17 protein-coding genes are annotated in these 22,525 nt (G+C 59.9%); 10 read left to right on the top strand and 7 right to left on the bottom strand.

Features of this window, described 5'->3' with window-relative positions; genetic code table 11:
• The first annotated feature begins 61 nt into the window (after nt 1-61).
• Nucleotides 62-499, top strand: coding sequence for an HIT domain-containing protein (locus OKC28_RS14055; protein WP_270689859.1), 438 nt, complete (start codon nt 62-64; stop codon nt 497-499).
• 98 nt (nt 500-597) lie between these two features.
• The gene (locus OKC28_RS14050; RefSeq protein WP_005311626.1) at nt 598-1,296 is read left to right on the top strand and encodes a DUF3334 family protein; all 699 of its coding nucleotides are present in this window, start codon (nt 598-600) and stop codon (nt 1,294-1,296) included.
• Nucleotides 1,297-1,365: 69 nt separating this feature from the next.
• On the opposite strand, the gene OKC28_RS14045 is transcribed toward OKC28_RS14050, so the two are convergent.
• A complete protein-coding gene (locus OKC28_RS14045) occupies nt 1,366-2,364 on the bottom strand; it encodes a DUF2860 family protein (protein ID WP_270689857.1) in 999 nt (332 codons plus the stop codon).
• Between the two features lie 207 nt (nt 2,365-2,571).
• Here OKC28_RS14045 and arcB point away from each other — a divergent pair, with 207 nt between their 5' ends.
• The 6 genes from arcB (at nt 2,572) to OKC28_RS14015 (ending at nt 14,465) form a co-directional block, all read left to right on the top strand.
• Nucleotides 2,572-4,884: an aerobic respiration two-component sensor histidine kinase ArcB gene (gene arcB / locus OKC28_RS14040; RefSeq protein ID WP_270689855.1), complete on the top strand. Its 2,313-nt coding sequence runs from the start codon at nt 2,572-2,574 to the stop codon at nt 4,882-4,884.
• Between the two features lie 55 nt (nt 4,885-4,939).
• Nucleotides 4,940-6,304 carry a dGTPase gene (gene dgt / locus OKC28_RS14035; RefSeq protein ID WP_270689853.1) on the top strand — a complete coding sequence of 455 codons (1,365 nt, stop codon included), beginning with the start codon at nt 4,940-4,942 and terminating at the stop codon, nt 6,302-6,304.
• Nucleotides 6,305-6,626: 322 nt separating this feature from the next.
• Entirely contained in the window at nt 6,627-6,830 is a 204-nt protein-coding gene (locus OKC28_RS14030) for a hypothetical protein (RefSeq protein ID WP_005311635.1), read from the top strand.
• Nucleotides 6,831-6,977: 147 nt separating this feature from the next.
• Nucleotides 6,978-11,258 carry an ATP-binding protein gene (locus tag OKC28_RS14025; RefSeq protein WP_270689851.1) on the top strand — a complete coding sequence of 1,427 codons (4,281 nt, stop codon included), beginning with the start codon at nt 6,978-6,980 and terminating at the stop codon, nt 11,256-11,258.
• The gene (locus tag OKC28_RS14020) at nt 11,239-12,450 is read left to right on the top strand and encodes an EAL domain-containing response regulator (protein WP_270689849.1); all 1,212 of its coding nucleotides are present in this window, start codon (nt 11,239-11,241) and stop codon (nt 12,448-12,450) included. The genes OKC28_RS14025 and OKC28_RS14020 overlap by 20 nt, the downstream gene beginning before the upstream one ends.
• A gap of 38 nt (nt 12,451-12,488) precedes the next feature.
• Nucleotides 12,489-14,465, top strand: a complete 1,977-nt coding sequence (locus tag OKC28_RS14015; protein ID WP_270689847.1) for a methyl-accepting chemotaxis protein — start codon at nt 12,489-12,491, stop codon at nt 14,463-14,465.
• Nucleotides 14,466-14,616: 151 nt separating this feature from the next.
• Here OKC28_RS14015 and rfaH read toward each other — a convergent pair whose 3' ends face one another.
• From rfaH to metN, 4 genes are all read right to left on the bottom strand, one after another.
• Nucleotides 14,617-15,114 carry a transcription/translation regulatory transformer protein RfaH gene (gene rfaH / locus OKC28_RS14010; protein WP_005311640.1) on the bottom strand — a complete coding sequence of 166 codons (498 nt, stop codon included), beginning with the start codon at nt 15,112-15,114 and terminating at the stop codon, nt 14,617-14,619.
• 95 nt (nt 15,115-15,209) lie between these two features.
• The gene (gene metQ, locus OKC28_RS14005) at nt 15,210-16,010 is read right to left on the bottom strand and encodes a methionine ABC transporter substrate-binding lipoprotein MetQ (RefSeq protein WP_005311642.1); all 801 of its coding nucleotides are present in this window, start codon (nt 16,008-16,010) and stop codon (nt 15,210-15,212) included.
• A gap of 26 nt (nt 16,011-16,036) precedes the next feature.
• Nucleotides 16,037-16,690 carry a methionine ABC transporter permease gene (locus OKC28_RS14000; protein ID WP_017411745.1) on the bottom strand — a complete coding sequence of 218 codons (654 nt, stop codon included), beginning with the start codon at nt 16,688-16,690 and terminating at the stop codon, nt 16,037-16,039.
• A gap of 76 nt (nt 16,691-16,766) precedes the next feature.
• Nucleotides 16,767-17,810 (bottom strand): methionine ABC transporter ATP-binding protein MetN, encoded by a 1,044-nt coding sequence (gene metN, locus OKC28_RS13995; protein WP_270689843.1) that lies wholly within the window; start codon nt 17,808-17,810, stop codon nt 16,767-16,769.
• A 474-nt stretch (nt 17,811-18,284) separates the two neighbouring features.
• Here metN and OKC28_RS13990 point away from each other — a divergent pair, with 474 nt between their 5' ends.
• On the top strand, nt 18,285-18,740 hold the full coding sequence (locus OKC28_RS13990) for a hypothetical protein (protein WP_270689841.1): 456 nt from the start codon (nt 18,285-18,287) through the stop codon (nt 18,738-18,740).
• Nucleotides 18,741-18,820: 80 nt separating this feature from the next.
• Here OKC28_RS13990 and ppgK read toward each other — a convergent pair whose 3' ends face one another.
• On the bottom strand, nt 18,821-19,570 hold the full coding sequence (gene ppgK, locus OKC28_RS13985) for a polyphosphate--glucose phosphotransferase (RefSeq protein WP_005311650.1): 750 nt from the start codon (nt 19,568-19,570) through the stop codon (nt 18,821-18,823).
• Between the two features lie 92 nt (nt 19,571-19,662).
• On the bottom strand, nt 19,663-20,817 hold the full coding sequence (gene queG / locus OKC28_RS13980; RefSeq protein WP_265456383.1) for a tRNA epoxyqueuosine(34) reductase QueG: 1,155 nt from the start codon (nt 20,815-20,817) through the stop codon (nt 19,663-19,665).
• Between the two features lie 190 nt (nt 20,818-21,007).
• Here queG and OKC28_RS13975 point away from each other — a divergent pair, with 190 nt between their 5' ends.
• The gene (locus tag OKC28_RS13975) at nt 21,008-22,519 is read left to right on the top strand and encodes an NAD(P)H-hydrate dehydratase (RefSeq protein ID WP_270689837.1); all 1,512 of its coding nucleotides are present in this window, start codon (nt 21,008-21,010) and stop codon (nt 22,517-22,519) included.
• Nucleotides 22,520-22,525 lie beyond the last annotated feature (6 nt).

The following is a 22,525-nucleotide window of genomic DNA, read 5'->3' as shown; positions in this document are numbered from 1 at the left end:
CGTTGCAGTAACGTGGGGGCTCTCATCGTGCATAGCGCCCACCTTATCCAACGAGGTCTTCATGTTTGAATTGCACACTCGCCTGCAGGCGGATACCCAGCTGCTCGGGGATCTGCCGCTTTGCCGTGTCCTGCTCGCCAAAGACAGCCAGTATCCCTGGCTCATCCTGGTGCCACGGGTAGACAACTTGCGCGAGATCCACCATCTGGCGCCCGCTCAGCAGCAACAGCTGATGCAGGAGTCCTGCGCCGTCGCCACTCTGATGGAGCAAGCGCTTTGCCCGGACAAGATCAACATCGGGGCGCTGGGCAATCTGGTGCCGCAACTGCATCTGCACCATGTCGCCCGCTTCACCACGGACAAAGCCTGGCCCGGCCCCATCTGGGGGGCTCACCCCGCTTTGCCATATGACCCGCAGGCCTTGCGGACCCAAGCCGATAGCTGGCGTGCCCGGCTTGCCCATCTGGCCGGTTTCATCCCGCTTTGCGTTGATAATTGAGTCAAGTGAGAGGCGGCTCGCTATTTCAGAGCTCAAGCCGCGCTATCTGTTAGAGTTATGGTATAGATAAGCCCATTTTCGATGTTCAGGAAGGTCCCATGATAGTGACAAGAGCCGACAACGACGCCGTATTGACCACAGAGGATGTGTTGCTGAGTCTGTGCCATTCGGTCACGGGGGTATTGAGTGCGGCGACCCAGAGTCAGGTGCGTTTCTCCGGCATGGTGCAGCGCATCAGCAAGACCTGCCTCAAGCCGGATATCGGCTGTTTCGTGTTGTTCGACGGCGGTTTCTCCGGCCTGGTCGTGATCAACTTCTCCGCCTCTGCTGCCATGGAGCTGTACGAGAGCTACATGCTCAGCATGGGCCTCTCCAAGGAAGATCTCGCCATCTCCCACACTTCGGACGAGGTGAGCAACGTCATGGGCGAGTTGATGAACCAGATCGTCGGCAGTTTCACCGTCAAGGTGGGCCGTGATCTGCAGACTCATATTACCCAGAACCAGCCGAAAATGCTGGCGCTGAACAAGCAGGTGATGTTGAGCGTCGACACCAACCTCGACAACCCGGAAGCGCGCCGGGTTACCTTCTTCACCTCCCGCAACAACATCTTCTATCTGGAGCTGGCGATGGACAGGACAGAGTTCATCCGCATTCACAGTGATGGCATGGACGAAGAGGAGCTGGATCCGGATGCGCTGATCGCCCAGACCAAGCTGGCGGCATCCAAGCCGACGCCGGTTGCCGCCAAGGTGGCCAATGAGCACGACGATCTGCTCGATTCGCTCGGTATCTGACGTCAGCCACGCGCACAAATGCCAAGGCCACCCCATGGGGTGGCCTTGTTGTTGCTGGGATGGACCGGTTTAGAAGTTGTAGAGCAGACCGGTGCTGACGCGGGTGGCCTGACTGTCGTAGAAGCTGATGTCGGAGTTGGCGGTGGAGTAGGCTGCGGTAAAGGTGGCGGCGAGATCCTTGACGCCGAACAGACTGTGCCAGAAGAAGGTACCGTTGATGGCAAACTCGTTTGCATCGGCACTCTGTCCGAAGATGGGATTCGCCTCGTCATAGTTGCGCTTGCCGGCATAGACGTTGCTGGCGATGGACCACTGGGGACCACGCTTGGCGTAGGTCAGCTGCAGACCCGTGTTCTTGAAGCTCTCGGCGCTGCCATCAAGCCTGGCCTGCTTGTAGAGGAGTGCGGGTTCCAGCAGCTGGTTGCCGCCAAAGTGCCACTGATAGGAGATCTCCATGTCGTGCACCTTGCCGTTGCGATCCAGCATGGAGGCATAGTGGGTGCCGTGGGTCAGGTCATACTGCTGCCCACTGCGCTCTTCATCCAGATCCACTTCCCGGCTGGTGAGGCTGCCGTGGAAGTTGCTGCCCCAGATCTTGTCCCAGGTGAAGCGAACCCCTTTTGATTTCACATCGGTGGAGCTGCGATCCACATTGGTGGCGAAGGGATCGCTCCACAGCTCGACCGGCATGGCGTTGAACACCAGGGAGGTGGCGACGATTCCCTTGTCGCCCATCTCCTGGCGCAGACCCAGCTGCTGGGTGAAGTCGAAGCGGATCGCATCCTGGATCAGGTTGCCGAGAAACACCTGGGTACGGGTGTCGGCAAAGGTGTAGCGAATGTCAGCGTTGATGAGGGGAGTCAGACCGCTTTCGCTGTCGGGAGAGCCGAGGTCATTGATGCGGCTGTTGCTGTCATCGCCCGCATAGAAGTTGGACTTGTAGCTGACGGCGTTGACCCCGCCGAGCAGGAAACCGGACCAGCCGGACTGCTTGGGGATCTCCCCCAGATCGGCGTGGGCGGCATTGGCTGCCAGCAGGCCAAGACTCAGCAGGGTGAGAGTGCGCATCGGTAAGACTCCTGAAATAACAAGCTGTTGGATGAAATGGCTCGGGATGATAGGACAGCAAGCTGAACTGCGGCTGACTGAGTCCACCAACGCATGCTATCCCAGTTGGCAGATGGCGTTAATCAATAATTAATAGCGTGACGGCACAAGAGTTCGGCGCGCCGTGCTGGTATTCTGTTCGGCGAATATCGGGGAGAAAACAACAAGATGAAACAAATCAAATCCTGGGCGCAATATTACGTCGATCTGATGACCAAGCTGGGTCTGGTGCGCTTCAGCATGTTCCTGGCGACGGGCATCATAGTGCTGGCCGTCTCCATCCAGATGGGGGTAACCCTGTTTCTGCGCGGCACCGTAGACATAGTCGACCTGGTGCGCTCCGTCTTCTTCGGCCTGCTGGTGACCCCCTGGGCCGTCTATTTTCTCTCCATCGTCGTGGATCAGCTGGAGGATTCCCGCCAGCGACTGACCCGTATGGTGCGCAAGCTGCAAGACATGCGCGAACGGGATCTGGAACTCAACAGCCAGCTGCAGGAGAACATCAGCCGCCTCAACGCCCAGATTGCCGAAACCAACCGGGCCGAGACACTGCGTCAGCAAGCGATCGAGGATCTGGAGAACGAGGTGTTCCAGCGCGAAAAAGCCCAGTTGCACCTGGGCGAGCGTACCGCCTTGCTGCGCTCTTTCATCGACTGCTCCCCCGATCTGGTCTACTACCGCAATGAAGACGAGCAGTTCTCCGGCTGCAATCGCGCCATGGAGGAGCTGACCGGCAAGGTGGAGGCCGAGCTCATCGGGCTGACCCCGTTCGATGTCTACAAGCAGGAGATTGCCAACAAGGTGGTGGAGACCGACAAGCAGGTCTTTACCAGCAACGAGCCGCTCACCTATGAGCAGTGGCTGGAATACCCGGATGGTCGCAAGGCCTACTTCGAGCTGCGCAAGGTGCCTTTCTTCGATCGCTTTGGCAAACGGCTCGGCCTGCTAGGCTTTGGCCGCGACATCACAGAGCGCAAGCAATATCAGGACAAGCTGGAGAAGGCGAGCCGCGACAAGACCACGTTCATCTCCACCATCAGCCATGAGCTGCGCACTCCGCTCAACGGCATAGTGGGCCTCAGTCGCATGCTGATGGATACTCCCCTCGATCCCCGGCAGCATCAGCAGCTCAAGACCATCCACCTGAGTGCCGTGACCCTGGGCAATATCTTCAATGACATCATCGATCTGGACAAGCTGGACCGGCGCCGGTTGGAGATAGCGCCGACCCCCATCGATCTGCCCGCCTTCCTGGACGAGCTGGAGACGCTGTCGCGCATCCAGGCGGAGCAGAAGGGGCTTTATCTGCATTTCGATCGGGATGGCGACATGCCGCAGTTCGTGATGGCCGATGGCACCCGCCTGCGCCAGGTGCTGTGGAATCTGGTGGGCAATGCGGTCAAATTTACCGATGAGGGCGGCGTGACTGTGCGTTGCCTCTCCCATGCGGCCGATGTGCCGGGCAAGTTGGCATTGCACTTCGAGGTGGAGGATACCGGTGTCGGCATACCTCGCGCCCAGCAGGAGAAAATTTTTGCCATGTACTATCAGGTGCAAGGCAAGAAGCACGCCACCGGCACCGGCATAGGTCTGGCCGTCTCCCGCCAGCTGGTGCAGGCCATGGGTGGTCAGCTCTATGTGGACAGCGACCCGGGTGAAGGATCCTGCTTCACCGCCGAGCTGGAGGTGGATTGCGTCGAACCTCAGGTGGCCACTTCCGAGCAGGAGATGCCGACCCTCGATATCCTGCTGGTGGAAGACGTGGAGCTGAATGTGACAGTGGCCTGCGCCCTGCTCAACAAGTTGGGGCATGAGGTCAAGGTGGCCCGGGACGGCGCCCAGGCGCTGGCCATGGCCAATCCCGATGACTTTGACCTGATCCTGCTCGACATTCAGTTGCCGGACATGACCGGCTTCGATGTGGCGGCCCAGTTGCTGGCGCGCTACGGCGACAGTTTGCCGCCCATGGTGGCGCTCACCGCCAATGCCACCGGCGATCGCCAGTATTATCGGGATCGCGGCCTGCAGGATGTGATCAGCAAGCCGCTGGGCTCCCGGGCGGTGCGCGAAGTGATTGGTCACCTGTTTGCGGATCTGGCCGACGATGAGGCCGACGAGCAAGCCGATGCAGGCAATCAGGATGCGCTGCTTGACCTGCCCTTCCTCACCGATTACGCCGATACGGTGGGCAAGCCGGTGTTGCTCTCCAGCGTCGAACTGTTCGAGAAAATGATGCCGGACTACATGGCTGTGCTCGACTCCAACATGATTGCCAAGGATCAGGCAGGCGTGGTGGAAGAGGCGCACAAGATCAAGGGCGCGGCCGGTTCCATCGGTCTGCGCCGGCTGCAACAGCTGGCCCAGCTGATCCAGAGTCCGGATCACCCCGCCTGGTGGGAGAACGTGGAGGACTGGATAGAGTCGCTGCGCCGCGAGTGCCCGGGTGACATAGCCCGGCTGAAGCGCTGGCTGCTCTCCTGAGCCTGTCTGCCGCCTCATTACGTTGCCGCTTCAGGCACAAAAGGAGATGAATAATATGTATCAGCGCCTGATCCCGTCACTGCGCAGTCACCCCTGGGGTGAGGAAGACTTGCTTGAGGCGACAGAGCTGGATCGTGCCCGCATCGTACAGGCGGCACCGGTGCGCCGGCTGCAACAGAAGACCCAGGTTTTCCCGCTCGATGTGAAGGCCTCGGTACGCAGCCGTCTGACCCATTCGCTGGAGGTGCAGGAGACAGGCCGCCAGATCAGCCGCCGCATTCTGGCGGCGCTGCCTGCGGGTGCGGTGTGCGAGGGGGCCTTCATCAATCTGGTGGAGATGTCCTGCCTGCTGCACGATGTCGGCAACCCGCCGTTCGGCCACTTTGGCGAACAGGTGATGAGCCAGTGGCTGGCACAGGAGCTGGATACCCTGTTCGCTGCAGCCCTTGGCCAAGCGCCCAGTCCGCAGTGGGCTGAGCTGCGCCAGGATCTGCTGGTGTTTGACGGCAATGCCCAGAGCCTGCGGTTGGTGCACAGTCTGCATGAGCTGAACCTGACCCTGGGGCAGCTGGCCGCCCTGTGCAAGTATCCGCAGCAACCCCTACCGGGGCTTCATTACGGCCAGCATCACGGCTGGACCAGCAAGCGCGGCATCTTCTTCAGTGAGCAACCTCTCTACCGTTCCCTGAGCCAGAGCCTGGGGCTGGCACCCGGTTGCCGCCACCCGCTGGTCTACATCATGGAGGCGGCTGACGACATCTCTTACTGCATCGCCGATCTCGAAGATGCGGTGGACAGACGCATTCTCAGCCTGAGCGAGCTGCAACAGGCGCTGCGTCTGGCCGATGAAGGCAGCTACATGGCCGGACTGCTGACTGATGCCACCGCCTCGGACAGAGGCTTCTTCCCCCATTTTCGCCAGCATCTGACTCACGACTTGATCGCGCTGGCCGCCCACACCTATGTGAGCGAGCACGAGATCATACTGAGCGGTGCCTATCCCCAGGCCCTGCTGCACGGTCAGGCTCCGGCTGCCATGGTGCTCGAAACTCTCAAGCAGGTTGCTCGCGAGCAGGTTTTCATGCGCCCCGAGGTCGAGGCGCTGGAGCTCGAAGGCTATGCCGCCTTGCGCGGTGTGCTCTCTACCTATGCCTGCCTGCTGGCATTGCCCGCCAGTCAATTCGAGCGCCTGCTGGCCGGGCAGGGGGGCAGCGAGCTCTTCTTCGCCCGTCGCCTGTTTCACCGCTTGTCGGCCCGTCATCTCAAGGCATACCGGCTGGCTGTGGCCAGCAGGGATCCCCGTTTCGACAGCGGTGCAGAGCAGGAGTGGTACTACAGGGTGCGGCTGCTGCTCGACTATGTCAGCGGCATGACGGATACCTATGCGCTGGAAGAGTTCCGCTTGCTGTCCGGGATCTGATACGCCCGCGAGAAGGGCAGGAATGAACGCGCACAGGCATTGATAGATGACTCACCACCCATATGGGGGTGAGGTTGTTGTATAAAATTCGGTCTTTTTTTAGACTGTGGCAACTTGTTCAACTTTCACTTGGTAAGGAGACGAATATGCAACATTCAATGCTAAACGTTGCGTCCGATCGCTGCATTGGCAGCGCGAAGACTCGTGCTCTTTTTTTACCGCGTGGAGGAAACAGGTAACCCCTGTCTTTTTATCACCCGCGGTTGTCCCGCAGGGTGATCTCTTCTCTCCGGGAGAACCGCACGTTCAACTGGAGAATATTATGTCTATCGAACTGGCTCTGCTGCGCACTGTCGAATCCCTGGTTCAGAAACGGATCACCCGGCTGGAACGCCGCATCAGCTACCTGCATCTCTCACCTGCCTTGCTGAAAGATATCGGCCTGGAAGGGCAAAATGTGCAGATCGCCCACATCCGTGAGCAGGAATATCAAACCGGCTTCCGACTTGGGAATCGAATAACCTGACAAGAAGGGGCTTGGCCCCCTTCTTGCAGGAAAATGGCAGGCTTGGGCCTGCCATTTTTGTATCCGGTTGAGTTTGATTACGAATTTTCATTCGCACATTTTGCCAAAATCCCTATTATCGCTCTCCGATCTGTTCAGGAGTTATCCATGTTGCGTCTTTGCTATCGCGCCTTCCTGCTGTGCTGGCTTGCCTGCTGGGGCCATTTGGCTGTGGCACAAACCAGTCTGGACAAGGACCGGCTGGGGCTGTCTGAGCGCCTGTGGCTCGCCTCGCGCAGCGATCTGGTTGTCGGCATGCCCTCTGTGGCCTGGCCCCCTTACGTCTATGCCAATAGCCGGGGGGGGTTCAGTGGTCCGCTGGATGATTTTGCCTCTCTGGTTGCAGGTCGGCTGGGACTGACGCTGCGCTACAAGACCTATCCCTACTACGCTGGTGCCCAGCAAGCGCTGCTTGATGGCGAGGTCGACATGCTGATCGGCGTGACCCCCAGTGCCTCACGGCAACAGAAAATGCGGTTTACCTCGGATCTCATGGGGTTGCCTCGCGGTGTGCTGCTGGCGAAGGGGAACGACACCCTCTCCCTGGCGGAGGCTCGTCAATTACGCTGGGTGTGTGAACAGGGATTCAGCTCCTGTGAGGACCTTGAGAAGCTGGGCATGGACCAGCTGGCACAGGCAGACAGCAGCGACGAGGCCGTCTTCATGGTGAAAAAAGGGTTGGCAGACGCCTATCTGGCCGATCTGCCTGCCCTGGTACGCTTGCAACGCCTGCAGCAGCAGGCCGGCCTGAAAGTGATCACCCCGGACTGGGTGACGGATACCTCGCTGGCCATGGCAGTGGGACCCAATAATCAGGGACTGCTGGAACTGCTGGAGCTGGCGCTCAACGACATCCCCCTTGAGGATCGGCGCCGCATTCTGGAGACGGGGGGCATAGTCGACTATGAACTGGCTCATGGCCCTCGCCAGATTGTCTTCAACCAGAGCGAGCTGAATTGGCTGGCCTTGCATCCCTCGCTCAAGTTCGGCGTTGCACCTGACTGGCCAGCGGTGAGCGAGATCGACGGTGCGGGTCAGCTCAAGGGGTTCATCGCCGACCTGCTCAATGTGATGAGCACCCGGTCCGGTCTCAAGTTCACTCTGGTACCGACCAGCAGCTGGACCGAAACCCAGGCGCTGTTCCAGGCGCGCAAACTGGATTTCATTCCGGCCATGACGCCGACGCCCGAGCGCCGCCAATTCTCTCTGTTTACCCCTGAGTACGCCTTCATCCACAGAGTGATCGCGGCCAGACAGGGGGTGGCCGAGCTTGAGGATCTCAATCAGCTCAAAGGGCGCAAGGTCGGCATAGTCGGTGGTTCTGTGGAGGAGCTGGTGCTCAAGGAGGTGGGAGCTTATCCGGTGACGGCCAGCAGTGACACCCAATTGCTTCCCCTGCTCGATCAGAATGAGGTCGATTATGTGCTGATGAGCATGACGACGCTGCAACTGGCGTTGCAGAAAGGGTTCAACAACCGCTATCAGGTAGTTTTCTCCGGCAACGAGTTGCGAGTGCCCATCGCCATGGCGGCCCATCAGCAAGATCCCATGTTGCAGCAGATCCTGACCAAGGTCTTGCTCTCCATCCGGCCTGACGAGTTGTCGAGGCTGGAGCAGAAGTGGCTCTCCCTCACCATCCAGACCGGCATCAACCCGGCGACCGTGCTGCTCTGGTCCTCTTTCGGTATGGGGGCCTTTCTACTCTGCGTGCTGTTGTTCATGGGCTGGAACCGCACGCTGCGTCGCCAGATAGTCCAGCGCCAGCTGGCCGAGCGCAAATTGAACGAGCAGCTGACCTTTGTGCAGACCCTGCTCAACTCCCTACCCAACATGGTGGCACTGCGTGACCGGGAGCAGAGCATCACGCTGTGCAACCAGGCCTATCGGGATGCTTTCCTTGGTGCCTGCGTGGGCGATGAGTGTATCGATCTTGATGGCATGCCGCCCCAGGAGCGTGAGCGGGTGCTCAAAGAGGAGCAGGATGTGTGGCACAGCGGTAAGCAGCTGGAAGGGGCTGGTTACAGTCGCCGCCAGGATGGCACCCTGTTTCACGTCATCTATGCCAAGCGCCCCTACCGCTCACCGAGTGGCGATATGCTGGGTGTACTGACGGTGCTCACCGATGTGACCCGTATCAAGGAAGCCGAGGCGCGGGCCCGCAAAGCGGAGACCCGGCTCACCCAGATCACCGACAGCATGCCAGGTATCGTATATCAGTACCTGTGGCAGGGGCCGGGCCAGGGGCGCTTCCTCTATGCCTCGCAAGGGGCGAACGAGATCCTGGGGGCCAGCCAGCAGGAGATGCTGTCGGCGGAGTCAGGGGGCGAGGTGTTCGGCTTTACCGAAGAGGCGCTGCAGGATTTTGTCAGCAAGGTCGCCAACCACGCCGAGACACTGGCACCGCTCGACCTGGAGGTAAAGGTAGAGCGCCCTGAGGGTGATCGCTACCTGCAGGTGCGCGGCAGTTTCGTGCCGCAGGAAGAGGGGAATCTGATCCTCAACGGCGTGATCCAGGACATCACTGCCCTCAAGCGTCAGGAGCATGAGCTGAGGGAGGCGCGCGCCTATGCGGAGCAGGCGATGCAGGTGCGCAGCCGTTTCCTCGCCACCATGAGCCACGAACTCAGAACCCCCATCTCCGGCATGCACGGCATGCTGGAGCTGCTGCAGATGAGCGAATTGAATGAAGATCAGCGTTACATGCTGCGCAACGTCATCACCTCAACCAACAACTTGCTCTATCTGGTCAACGATGTGCTCGACTTTTCCAAGATAGAGGCGGGCCAGCTGCAACTGCATTATCAAGCCTGCCGCCTCGCCTCCGTGATCTGTGACGTGATCCGTGGTCATGCCACTCTGGCCCATGGCAAGGGGCTCAAAGTGACACTGGATTGGGCGCCAGATGTGCCGGACCAGGCGCGTATCGACGCTGTGCGGATGGGACAGGTGCTCTCCAATCTGCTCAACAATGCGGTCAAGTTCACCGAGCGGGGGGAGATCCGCATCCAGGTCAGTTATCGCGCCGAGCAACTGCTCATCGCCGTCAGTGATACCGGTATCGGCATTGCCGAAGCGAAGCAGGATCGCCTGTTTACCCCGTTCGAGCAGGTAGAATCCGACATAAATCGACGCTTTGGCGGCACAGGGCTGGGGCTGGCCATCTGTCATCAGCTGGCGCAGAAAATGGGAGGCAGCCTGGCCCTTGAGAGCAAACCCGGCCAGGGAACCCGCCTGACGTTCAGCTTTCCGTTGACCGAGAGTCGATGGGATGCACCTGCGCTGGCGGGTCAGGAATGGTGGCTGTTTGGCGAGGATGCCGCTTTGCAGTCTGCCATGCAGCGGCTGGGGGCCAGGCTGAATCGTCTGGATCCTCAGCAGTGGCAACAGCCACTGAGTGGCTTGCTGTTCGCGGAGGAGGGCTGGCTGGAACAGGCCCTGGGCAGTGACTGGCTGACACGTTTACAGCAATCCGCGCTCAAGGGCATAGTGCTCTCCCCGCTGGAGGCTCTGCGCGGCCGCATGGGATCGGATGCCTGGTGGCGCCTGGGGCAATCTCCGCTCTATCCGGATCTGTTGCTGGAAACCTGCCATCAGCTGCTGGGAGAGAAAGCGATCAATCCGGTCGAGGCCCATACGGCCAAGTTGCAAGGACGCGTGCTGGTGGCCGATGATCATCCCATCAATCGGGCCCTGCTGGCCCGTCAGCTCGCCATTCTGGGGGTGGATGCCGAGGTGGTGGATGATGGTGAGAAGGCGCTGCGCACCTGGCAGGGGCAAGATTTTGCCTTGCTGCTCACCGATTGCCACATGCCGGTGATGGATGGCTATACCCTGACGCGGACCCTGCGAGGGCAGGGGGAACCGGCGCCCATCATTGGCGTCACGGCGGATACGTCAGAAGAAGCCAGTCTGCAGATGCAGGAGGCCGGCATGAACGACATGCTGTTCAAGCCTTACACCCTGGATACCTTGCGCCAGATGCTGGAGGACTGGTTGCCGGTCGTTGCACCGGTCGCCGAGGTGATACCGGTGCCTGCCGAACCCGCTGCGGATCTGGGGGCATGCTGGATCTCGCTGTTTGGCGATGAGGCGGTGGCCCGCAGCATGGCGCGGGAGTATCTGGATTCCAACCGCCAGGATAGTGATGACATGATGCAGGCATTGGCCCGTCAGGATACGTATGCTCTGGTAGAGACTGCGCACCGCATCAAGGGGGCTGCCCGCATGGTAGGACAGCTACCATTGGCAGAGGAAGCTGCCCGACTCGAAGCGGCGGCCCGACTGAAACAGCTGGAAGAACTCACCGAGTTGAGCCAGACAGTACAGGCGCTGATGAACTCTATAACACGCGAAATTGGACTATGGCTCGATGAACAAGACACAGCATGAGTTGGCGATCATGGTGGTGGAAGACCACGCGTTTCAGCGCAAGGCACTGATGCACCAGATCCGTGGGCTCGGTTATACCTCGCTGCTGGAGGCTCAGGATGGCGTGGAGGCACTGGCAATGTGTCAGCGCCATCAGGTCGACATTCTGTTTTGCGATCTGCGCATGCCCGGCATGGATGGCATGGCGTTGCTGCGCCGTCTGTCCCTCGGGGGCTTTCGTGGCGGTATCATCCTTTCCAGTGCACTGGAAGATGACGTGGTCGAGGCCGTGTTGCGGATGAGTGCCGCCTATGGCCTGCAGGTGCTTGGGCGCATCGAAAAGCCCTCCAGCCAGCAGCAGATCAGCCAGTTGATCGGCGCCTGGCGCCCACAGCAGGAGCGGGCCCAGGAGGAAGATGGCCACAGCCTGACGCTGGATGAGCTGAGCCGGGCATTGGAGCAGGATCAACTGCTGCCCTGGTATCAGCCCAAGGTGAGTTTTGGCTCGGGGCACTGGGTCGGCATGGAGGCGCTTGCCCGTTGGCAGCACCCGGACTACGGCCTCATCTCGCCGGTGCGCTTCATTCCCCTGGCGGAGAACAACGGCCTCATCGATCAACTGACCGAGGTGATCATCAGCAAGTCGTTGCGTGACGGTCACCTGTGGGAGCAGATAGGCCTCTCCCTCAATCTGTCGATGAACCTCTCAACCACCTCCCTCATCGAGGGGGATCTCTGCAATACCCTGATCAACCAGTGCCAGCGCTGGAGCATCAACCCCGAGCTCATCACCCTGGAGGTGACCGAAAGCTCGTTCGTCAAGGATCTGGGCAAGTCTCTGGAAGTGCTGACCCGGCTGCGGATGCACGGCTTTGGCCTCTCCATCGATGACTTCGGGACTGGCTACTCCTCCATGCAGCAGCTGGCGCTGCTGCCCTTCACCGAGCTCAAACTGGATCGCTCTTTCGTCGATCGCTGCTATGAGGACCCCTCCCGCTTGGCCATAATAGAGTCAAGTATCGAACTGGCCCGCAAGTTGGGACTCAAGTCGGTCGCCGAAGGGGTGGAGGATGAATTGACCTGGCGGCTGCTGGCCAGATTGGGGTGCGATGTGTGTCAGGGCTTCTTCTCCGCCCGGCCCATGCCGCGGGATGAATTGATGGGGTGGCACGACACCTGGCGCGAACGGTTACCCGGCCTGATCGGGGACTGATCGCCAGGCGGCATGCCCGCAGTTGAACAAGGACGTTCATGAAAATTTCAAGCAAGTTGTTGTTTAGTTTCTGTTTTATCAATCTGTTGGTGATCCTCTCCTCCGGCCTTGTCTATCACCAGCTCGGCCGGATCGGCGAGGTCGAGACAGCGCTGCTGGAGCAGGCGCTGCCTGCCCTGCAACGGGATGAGGCGAGCCAGAAGGCGTTGGTGGCCACCGTCTCCTCCCTGCGTGGTTATCTCATCCTCGGCAAGGATCCGGCCCAGGCCTCCCGCCTCAAACAGGAGTGGGAAGAGGCCTGGCATGCCATCGAGCAGCAGCAGTTCACTCCCGCGCTTGCCCAGTCGCTCAAGGCCTTCAAAGGACGCCAGGAGCAGGTATGGGCCATCGCCCACACAGAGGAGAACCTGCCCGCCCACACGCTCATGCTGCTGGAGGCGGGTCCGCTGGCAGAAGCGGCCCTCGATCAGTTGCAGTCATTCGCCAATGAAGAGGTGGCCACCCCGCAGGATCAGTTGCCAGGGGATCGCCGTCTGCTGCTCAAGCAGGTGGGGGATGCGTATAACAGCCTCTCCAATGCCCTCTCAGCCCTGCGCGACTTCCTCATCTCGGGTGACCCCGAATATGGCACCAAGTATCAGGATTACTACCAGTTCCATCAGCAGCGGGTTGCCGAACTGAAACAGCAGAAGGCCCATTTCTCCGAGGCTCAGAAGAGCCTCTGGTCGCTGTTTGAAGAGATGTCAGCGCCCTTTGCCGAACTGGTCGGTCAGGTGATAAGCAAGCGTCAGGCCCCGGACTGGGATCAGGCCAATCATCTGATGGCAACCGACATAGAACCTGCGTTGACCCAGCTGGCCAGTCAGCTGGCCGCCCAGGTGACCCAGACTCGCTCTGAAGTGGACAGCATGGGGGAGAAGATGGCCAGTGCCGGTCAGACCATCAACCGTACCCTGTTGCTGGCTACCCTGACCGTCATAGTGCTGGGCACCCTGGTCGCCCTGCTGTTCAGTCGCCGTCTGACCCGGGACATCGCAAGTCTGGTGGTGCGGGCCGATCAGGTAGCCAATGGCCGTCTGCCGTCCCGCCCTCTGCCGGTGCAGAGTCAGGATGAGCTGGGTGGATTGACGGGATCCATCAACCAGATGTCGCTGCAGCTGCGTCAGCTGGTCGGCGAGATCCAGGGCGCCGTGGGGCAGGTGGAGGGGGCGTGTGTCGAGGTGGGTAACACCACCAGGGCCATCGTCGACGATCTGGCGAGTCAGAATCAGCGGGTGGATACGGTGGCGGCGGCGATCGAACAGATGTCGGTCAGCACACGTGATGTGGCGGGGAACATAGCCGAGGCGGCTCGAGTGGCCCACCAGGCTGAGGGACAGACACAGCAAGGGGGCAGTGCCCTCGGTCGCATGACCACCACAATGCAGGAGATTGCCGCCATGATAGCTCAGGCCAATCAGGCCATGGGGCTGCTCAGTGCCCAGAGCGAACAGGTCGGCCGGGTGACCGAGGTGATCGCTACCATAGCCGAGCAGACCAATCTGCTGGCGCTCAATGCTGCCATCGAGGCGGCGCGGGCCGGGGAGCAGGGGCGTGGCTTTGCCGTGGTGGCCGATGAGGTGCGTCTGCTTGCCAGTCGCACCAGTCAATCAACCGAGGAGATCAGTCAGACCATCGCCAGCATTCAGCAACAGACCCGCCAGACGGTGAGCACGGTCGGCAGCGGTACCCAATTGGTCGAACAGGGCCGCAACGCCGTTGCCTCTGTGACGCAGACCCTGGATACCATGCTGCAGCTGGTGCAGGATCTGTCCGGTCAGCTGGGGGCTATTGCTACCGCTACCGAGCAGCAGTCGCGGGTTGCCCAGGAGGTGGCGGGCACAGTGGAAGAGATCGCCGGGCTGAGCCGGCAATCGAGCCAGCGCAGCCAGCAGGGGGAAGAGATAGTGGCCAGACTGGCACAGGATACGGGTCGTTTGACGTCCGTCATCAGTCGCTTCGAACTGGGAGCCTGATAACGCCGCCAAGGCGGATGATCTGGATAAATAAATGAGGCGGGCCAGATGGCCCGCCTCAGCATTGGTACAGGCGGCAGGCAGCCTGATTATCGAAGCTGCTGAAGGAATGAGGCGTTGCTTGTCATGAACGCCTGCTTGATGAGGGTCATTACAGGCGGCGAAAAGCCTGATTGTCGAAGCTGCTGGAGGTCTCCTGGTTGAGCAGGCTGACCAGCAGGATGGCGCGTTTCTCCCCATCCGGTTCCAGATAAATCGCCTCGAATCCGGCCAATGGGCCCGATTCGATCAATACCTTGTCGCCCTGGGTCGGCAGGTTGGCGTAGCTGGCTCTCGCCTCGTCGCTGTCGTCACGGCTCATCAACTGATAAACCAGCTGGCTGCTGATGGCGGTCCACTCCTTGCCGAAGTGGATGATGCGGCTGATGCCACGGGTCGACTTCAGGGTGACCGGCGTGACCTCCTCCAGATCCACATAGATAAACAGATAGTTGGGAAACATGGGTTCCCGCACAGGGACACGCTTGCCCCGTCGCAGCTTCTCGATCTCGACCATGGGGTAATAGGACTCAATCCCCTGGGCTTCGAGATGGGCGCGTGCGCGGGCCTCTTCCTTTGGCTTGCAGTAGGCCAGATACCATTTTTTCATGTTCTGTTACGTTCGTGTTGCCGTGCTCCCGGTTATGATAACCGCGGCAATAAAAAAGGCCACGCTTGGCGTGGCCTTTTTTGCTGAGTGAGTGATTACCAACCTTTGACGATGCCGCCTTTGAACAATTCGTCAGCAGTTTTGTACACTTCGTCGCTCTGGAAGGCCTGGACGAACTCCTTCACCTTGGCGTCATCCTTGTTGTTGCCACGGGAGACGAGCAGGTTGACATAGGGAGAATCCTTGTCTTCCACGAACAGACCGTCACGGCCTGGCAGCAGATCGATCTGGGAGGCATACACGGTATTGATGATGGCCAGGTCCACATCTTCCAGGGAGCGTGGCAGCTGTGCCGCTTCCAGTTCAACAATCTTCAGCTTTTTCGGGTTGCTGGCGATGTCGAGCACTGTCGCTTCCAGACCTGTGCCTTCTTTCAGGGTCAGCAGGCCCTGCTTTTGCAGCAGGATCAGAGAGCGGCCCAGGTTGGTCGGGTCGTTCGGCACGGCGATTTGCGCGCCCTCTTTCAGATCGGCCAGGGCCTTGATCTTCTTGGAGTAGCCAGCGATGGGGTAGACGAAGGTGTTGCCAACCGGTACCAGATCGAAGCCGCGATCCTTGACCTGGCTATCTAGATACGGTTTGTGCTGGAAAGCGTTCAGATCGATGCTGCCATCGTTCAGGGCCACGTTCGGGGTGGCAAAGTCGGAGAAGGTGACCACTTCGACATCCAGACCGAACTTGTCTTTGGCGACCTTGGCCGCGGCTTCCACCAGCTGGGATTCCGCCCCGGCAATGGCGCCTACTTTCAGGGTCTTGCTCTCTTCTTTTTGACCGCAACCGGCCAGTACCAGGCCAGCCAACAAGGCAGCCGCAACGGATTTAATGCCAAATTTCATAAAAACCTCCTGTCAGAAATCGACGATTAACGATGATCACATGTGTTGACCAGGCGCTCACCCGCGCTCTGGATGATTTGAACCAGTAAAACCAGAATCACAACGGTTGCCAGCATGACTGTGGGGTCAAAGCGCTGATAACCGTAGCGAATACCCACATCGCCCAGGCCACCCCCTCCGATGGCACCGGCCATGGCGGAGTAGTTCACCAGTGTGACCAGGGTAATGGTGACGCTGTTGATGATGCCGGGCAGGGCTTCTGGCAGCAGCACCTTGGTGATGATTTGCAAAGGTTTGGCACCCATGGCCTTGGCCGCTTCCAGCAAGCCGTCCGGCACCTCCATCAGAGCACCTTCCACCAGACGGGCGATGAAGGGCACGGCTCCTATGGTCAGCGGTACTATGGCGGCTATGGTGCCTATGCTGGTGCCGACGATCAGCCGGGTCAGCGGAATGATGGCCACCAGCAGAATGATGAAGGGCACGGAGCGGCCAATGTTGACAAGGATGCCGAGCAGCTTGTTCAGGGCCGGGTTTGCCAGGATCTGGCCCGCCTTGGTGACGTGCAATGCTACCCCAAGGGGCAGGCCAAGCAGGCAGCCAAACAGGGCGGAGGCAAACACCATCAGCAGGGTATCACCGAGGGCGGTGACCAGCAGATTAATCATGGCTTCGGACATAACCCATTACCTCCAGCTGAATGCGATTGTGATCAGGGACTGCGTCTGGCAGCCCTTGAGGGCAGTGATGAGCAGATCAGTCGTTGCTGCGGACATAACCCATGACCTCCAGCTGAATATGGTTGTTTATCAGGAACTGCTGAGTCGCCTCGCACTGGGCCTCATCCCCGAACAGTTCTGCCAGCAGGAAGCCGAACTTGACGCCCCCGGCGTACTCGATATCGGCGCTCAGTATGCTGATATCGATGTTGAAGCGACGACTCGCCTCTGAAATCAGCGGTGTATCGACGGTGCTGCCGGTAAAGCCGAGTTTCACCAGCGGATAGCTGCCTGTCACCCGCTCGCTACTCATGCGGTCCTGATACTCCTGCGGCACCTCCAGATGGATGGTGGAGTGGATGAAATCACGGGCCAGTTGGGTCTTGGCATTGCTGAAGAACCAGGCGACCTCGCCCTGCTCGATCAGACTGCCGTCGCTGATGATGGCCACGTCATCACAGATCCCCTTCACCACATCCATCTCGTGGGTGATGAGCAGTATGGTGAGCCCCAGCTTGACGTTGATCTCCTTGAGCAGGCTCAGGATCGAACGTGTGGTCTGCGGGTCGAGGGCCGAGGTGGCTTCGTCACACAGCAATACCTTGGGAGCCGGTGCCAGGGCGCGGGCGATGGCGACACGTTGCTTCTGGCCGCCAGACAGTTCGGACGGATAGGCGTGGGCGCGGGCTTCCAGCCCGACCAGCGCCAGCAACTCGCCGACCCGGGTCTGGATTTGGGCCTTGCTCCAGCCTGCCAGTTCCAGCGGGAACGCGATATTGGCGAACACTGTGCGGGAGGATAGCAGGTTGAAGTGCTGAAAAATCATGCCGATCTGGCGGCGGGCCTGGGTCAGCTCCCGCTCCGGCAGCGCTGTCAGGTCCTGGCCGTCGACGATGACCTGCCCCTCTGTCGGGCGCTCCAGCAGGTTGACACAACGGATGAGGGTACTCTTGCCGGCACCGGAGGCACCGATCACCCCGAAAATTTTGCCTTGTGGCACATGCAGGCTCACGTCACGCAGGGCGTGCACGGCATCACTGCCTTTACCGTAGACTTTGTTGAGACCGATCAACTTAATCATGGATTCTTCCGTGCTAACAGCCTTAAAGCACAGGGCGCTACAGGCGGGTGAATTGGGCAGAGGTTCCACTGGGTTACTCTGTCATCATGGAGGATGATGCTAAGATGTCTGGATGGCTATGTCAACGCATGTTTCTACGTCTAGACGTCTAAAAAACTGATAAGGATTCCCGCTGGATGACTAACGACGACAGTGGTTTATCAGGCCGCAATATTGTATTTGGCTATTGTTGATTTTTTCCGAATATAGCCTGGATAATCTGCTTTAATTATCTGTTTTGTTGGTCATGAAGGCAGGAGTGCTGTTCGCACTCTTTGGCTGCCACCAAGATGGCACAAATCGTTCCACTTTGTTCCTTTATCTCTTTTGTTATCCATCCCCTTGATGCAGCACAAAAAGCGACCTCCTTTGGTTTGGGATATGTGTGGTTGTTTTTTATACTCAACAGGTGTGGCGTGGCAGGAGGAGTGAGTGATGCGATTTCAACAGATCAAGGATTTGCTGTCTTACCTCGAACAGGTTCATCACCAGCTCGGACTCTGTTATGGGCGATGGATGGCAGAAGTGGATGGCGAGCGCAGCCGCATGTTGCTGGCGTATCTGCAAGGGCGGGAGGATGAAGCGAGTGCCCATCTGCACGATTATCAGGGACAGCTGAGTCAGGGGGTCAAGGAAACCTGGCTGGAGCGGGGCTTCAGCGAGGATCTGCTGCCCGAGATCCAGCGGTTGGCACTACCTGCCAGTGCCCAGACTCAGGACATAGTGCAGCAGGTGTGTCGTCAGGAAGAAAAACTCATCGGCGAGCTGAGCCATCTGGCCCGCGAGTGCCCGACCGACGAGACGGCTGCCTTGCTGACTTCGCTGGCGTCGCTGGAACAAACCCGCTTGACCCGACTGGTACACGGTGTGCATCGGCTCGACGACATCTAGCCGCGGTAAAGGTGCAACGAAAGAGGCCCGGCATTTGCCGGGCCTCTTTTCTATCATCGACCCAAAGAGGGGATGCCGCCTTACTGCTGTTCGGCGCTGCGTTCGGCCGCATGAAGGGCAGCCCCTATGATGCCAGCCTGATTGAGACTGGCGGCTGCCACCAGCGGAGCCCGGGTTTCGATGCGATCGATGAATTTGTCGAGCTTGGCTGAGCTGCCGCCCCCCAGGATAAAGAGGTCGGGGGAGAACAGAAACTCCAGTCTGGCCAAATACTTGTTGAAGCGTTTTCCCCAGCGGCTCCAGGAGAGATCCTCCCGCTTGCGCACCGCATCCGAGCAGTAGTGCTCGGCAACCATGCCTTCCAGCATCAGGTGACCCAGCTCGGTGTTGGGCAGCAGCTGGCCGTTGACGAACACGGCTGTACCTATGCCGGTACCAACAGTGATGAGGATGATGATCCCCTTGCGATCCTTGCCGGCACCAAAGCGCATCTCGGCCAGACCCGCCGCATCGGCATCGTTGAGCACATGGCAGGGCAGGCCGGTCACATCCGAAAACAGGTGTGCTGCATCGGTCTCGATCCAGCTCTTGTCGATGTTGGCCGCGCTCTTGGCAATGCCGTTGTGGATGGTGGCGGGAAAGCCGCAACCCACAGGGCCCTTCCATTGGAAGTGTTCTACCAGTGCCTTGAGGGTATGTGCCACGGCCGCCGGGGTCGCCGGTTGCGGTGTTGCCAGACGGTGGCGTTCGCCAATCAGCTCGCCTGTTTCGGTATCGACCAGGCATCCCTTGATCCCTGAGCCACCGATATCCACTCCCAACATCTGCATCAGATTGTTCCTTTTATAGTGCTTATGGTGCCGACGGTTAACCGCCGACAGAGCATGAAAAAATGGTGTGCATCCGGCAAGGGGCAGATCGCTTATGCGTGATCCGGCAGACCTTTTTCGATACAACGGATCAGCAAGCGTGTCTTTTTGTTGTCATCCTGCTGGCGTTTGGCCAGGGTCGTCAGTGCCCACGCTATGTGTTCGGCCACCATGGGCTCGGCGCTGGTGAGCGCCAGTTGCAGGGCGGCGATCACCTCTGGCGTAGCCGGGCCGTTGCCAAGCGCCACCGCCAGGTTGCGGCGCCAGCGTTGATAGCCGATGCGCCGGATCGGGCTCCCCTCAGTGTGCTTGAGAAATTCGCTCTCGGCCCAGCGCCACAGCTCCAGCAGGGGCGGGCGGTGCAGGTTGGGACGCGCTTTGAAGTCGGGTTCCGGGCTTGCATCTGCATAGCGATTCCAGGGGCAGATGAGCTGGCAGTCGTCACAACCATAGATGCGATTGCCCATGAGCGGCCTGAACTCTTCCGGGATGGGACCGTCGTTCTCTATGGTGAGGTAGGAGATGCAGCGGCGCCCATCCACCACATAGGGCGCGACTATGGCACCGGTCGGGCAAATATTGATGCAGGCCACGCACTTGCCGCACTGCTCTTTTTCCACCGGGGCATCGATGGGCAGGGGCAGGCCGAGGAGCAGCTCCCCCAGAAAAAAGAAAGAACCGGCCGATTCGTTGAGCAGTAGCGAATGCTTGCCGACCCAGCCCAGTCCCGCCTTGGCGGCCAGCGGCCGCTCCAGTATGGGGGCCGAGTCGACGAAGGGGCGCCACTCTCCCATTGTGTCCTGGGTGGTTTGAAACAGCGCCTGACAACGCTGTTCGATCCGCTCCCCCAGTTGCTTGAGGCGGTTGCGCAGCACCTTGTGGTAGTCGCGGCCGAGAGCGTAGCGGCTGATGTACCCGAGGGTCGGATCGCGCAGGGTGGCGGCAAAACCCGCCTCGAAGGGGAGGTAGTTCATGCGCACCGACACTACCCGCAGTGTGCCCGGCAGCAGCTCATGGGGGCGGGCCCGCATCATGCCGTGTCGGGCCATGTAGTCCATGCTGCCGTGATGGCCTGCATCCAGCCAGGCCTGCAGCCTGGGCTCCTCGAGGGTAAGGTCCGTGTCCGTGATACCGACCTGGTCAAATCCTAGCTCGCCTGCCCATAGCTTGATATCGTGAGCCAACTGCTGAAAATCAGGCGTAGTCATGCGGCATCGAGCCCCACAGGCTTGATATCCAGAGTCAATCGACGGTGAAAATCAGGTATGGTCATGCTGCATCTGGTCCGAAAGGCTTGATGTCCTGGGTCAACCGGCAGTGAAAATCAGATGTGGTCATGTCGCATCGCGTGCCCGAAGCGTCTCAGCCAGGGCTAATGGATGAAAGTCAGGAGCCGTCATGGTAAAGGTCATCGGGGATGCTATCAGCGGGAAAGAGGTGCGCAGTTTACCACAATCACTGTGGCGGACTGAACAGATCCGCGCGCTGGAGCAGCGCTGGGCCGAGCGAGAAGGGCAGGAACTCTACGCCCTGATGGAGCGTGCCGGTGCGGCGCTGCGTACCTACGCCACCCATCATTGGCCACGGAGCTGCCGCTGGTGGATCTTTGTCGGCCCGGGCAACAACGGCGGAGATGGCTATGTGCTGGCGCGTCTCGCCAGACAGATAGGCCTTGAACCCCGGGTGATCGCCGCCAGGGCGCCTGACGAGCTGAAAGGGGATGCCAGGCGAGCCGCCGATGACTGGCTGGCGCTGGGGGAGACTGTGCTGATGGCAGGCGCCAGCGAGCTGGATTCACTGCCGCCGCCGGACCTGGTGATAGATGCACTGCTTGGCACGGGTGTCCATACCCCCCTCTCGCCGCTTCTGACAAAGATCGTCGCAACAATCAATAGCTTGGGCGCGCCTGTATTGGCGGTGGATCTGCCCTCCGGCCTCAATGCCGATACCGGCTGCGCCATGGGGGCGCTGGTGCGCGCCACTCGCACCCTCACCTTCATTGGCATCAAGCAGGGCATGCTTACCTGCGATGGTGTGGATGGGGTGGGCCAGCTCGACTGCGATCCCCTCGGAGTCATGCCAGAGGAGACGCTGCAAGCGGCGGCTGAGCGGATTGATTATCCCGGCCTCAAACACCTGCTTACCCCGCGCCAGCGCTCGGCTCACAAGGGCTCCCACGGCAAGGTGCTGCTGGCCGGGGGCAATGTGGGCATGCAGGGAGCCATAGTACTGGCGGGTCTTGCCTGCCTGCGGGCGGGAGCGGGTCTGGTACGGGTGTGCCAGCATCCGAGTCATGGGCCCGTCAGCCTCTATCAAGCCGAGTTGATGAACTCAGTGATTGATCCGGATGAGCAGTGGGCCACGGTGCGGCTGGTGGGGCCGGGACTCGGTCAGGACGAATGGGGGCGGCGCCATTTTGAATTATTGGTCAATGACAGGTTACCGCTGGTATTGGACGCCGATGAATTGAATTGGCTGGCGCTATGTCCCCGTCATCAGGATAATTGGGTGCTCACGCCTCACCCGGGTGAGGCGGCACGCCTGCTGGGCTGCTCCATTGCTGACATTGCAGCGGATCGTTTTGCCGCTGTGCGGCGCCTGCAGCAACGCTTTGGCGGCGTAGTGCTGCTCAAGGGCGCGGGGTCGCTCATTGATGACGGCAAGCAAATCGCGCTCTGTGATGAGGGCAATCCCGGCATGGCCAGTGGCGGCATGGGCGATCTCTTGTCTGGTATAATCGCCGCCCTGTTGGCTCAGGGCTGGTCTGCCGTCGAGGCAACCCGGCTGGGAGCCGTGATCCACGGGGAAGCGGCCGATCTGGCCGCCGCAGACGGAGAGAGAGGTATGCTGGCATCAGACCTGCTGCCCTTTATCCGTCGACTGGTTAATCCCGACTCCATAACAAGTTAAAGAAGA

It is taken from the genome of Aeromonas sp. D3 (assembly GCF_027705025.1).
Taxonomy (GTDB): Bacteria; Pseudomonadota; Gammaproteobacteria; order Enterobacterales; family Aeromonadaceae; genus Aeromonas; species Aeromonas salmonicida.
This window is presented reverse-complemented; position numbering and strand designations above follow the sequence as displayed.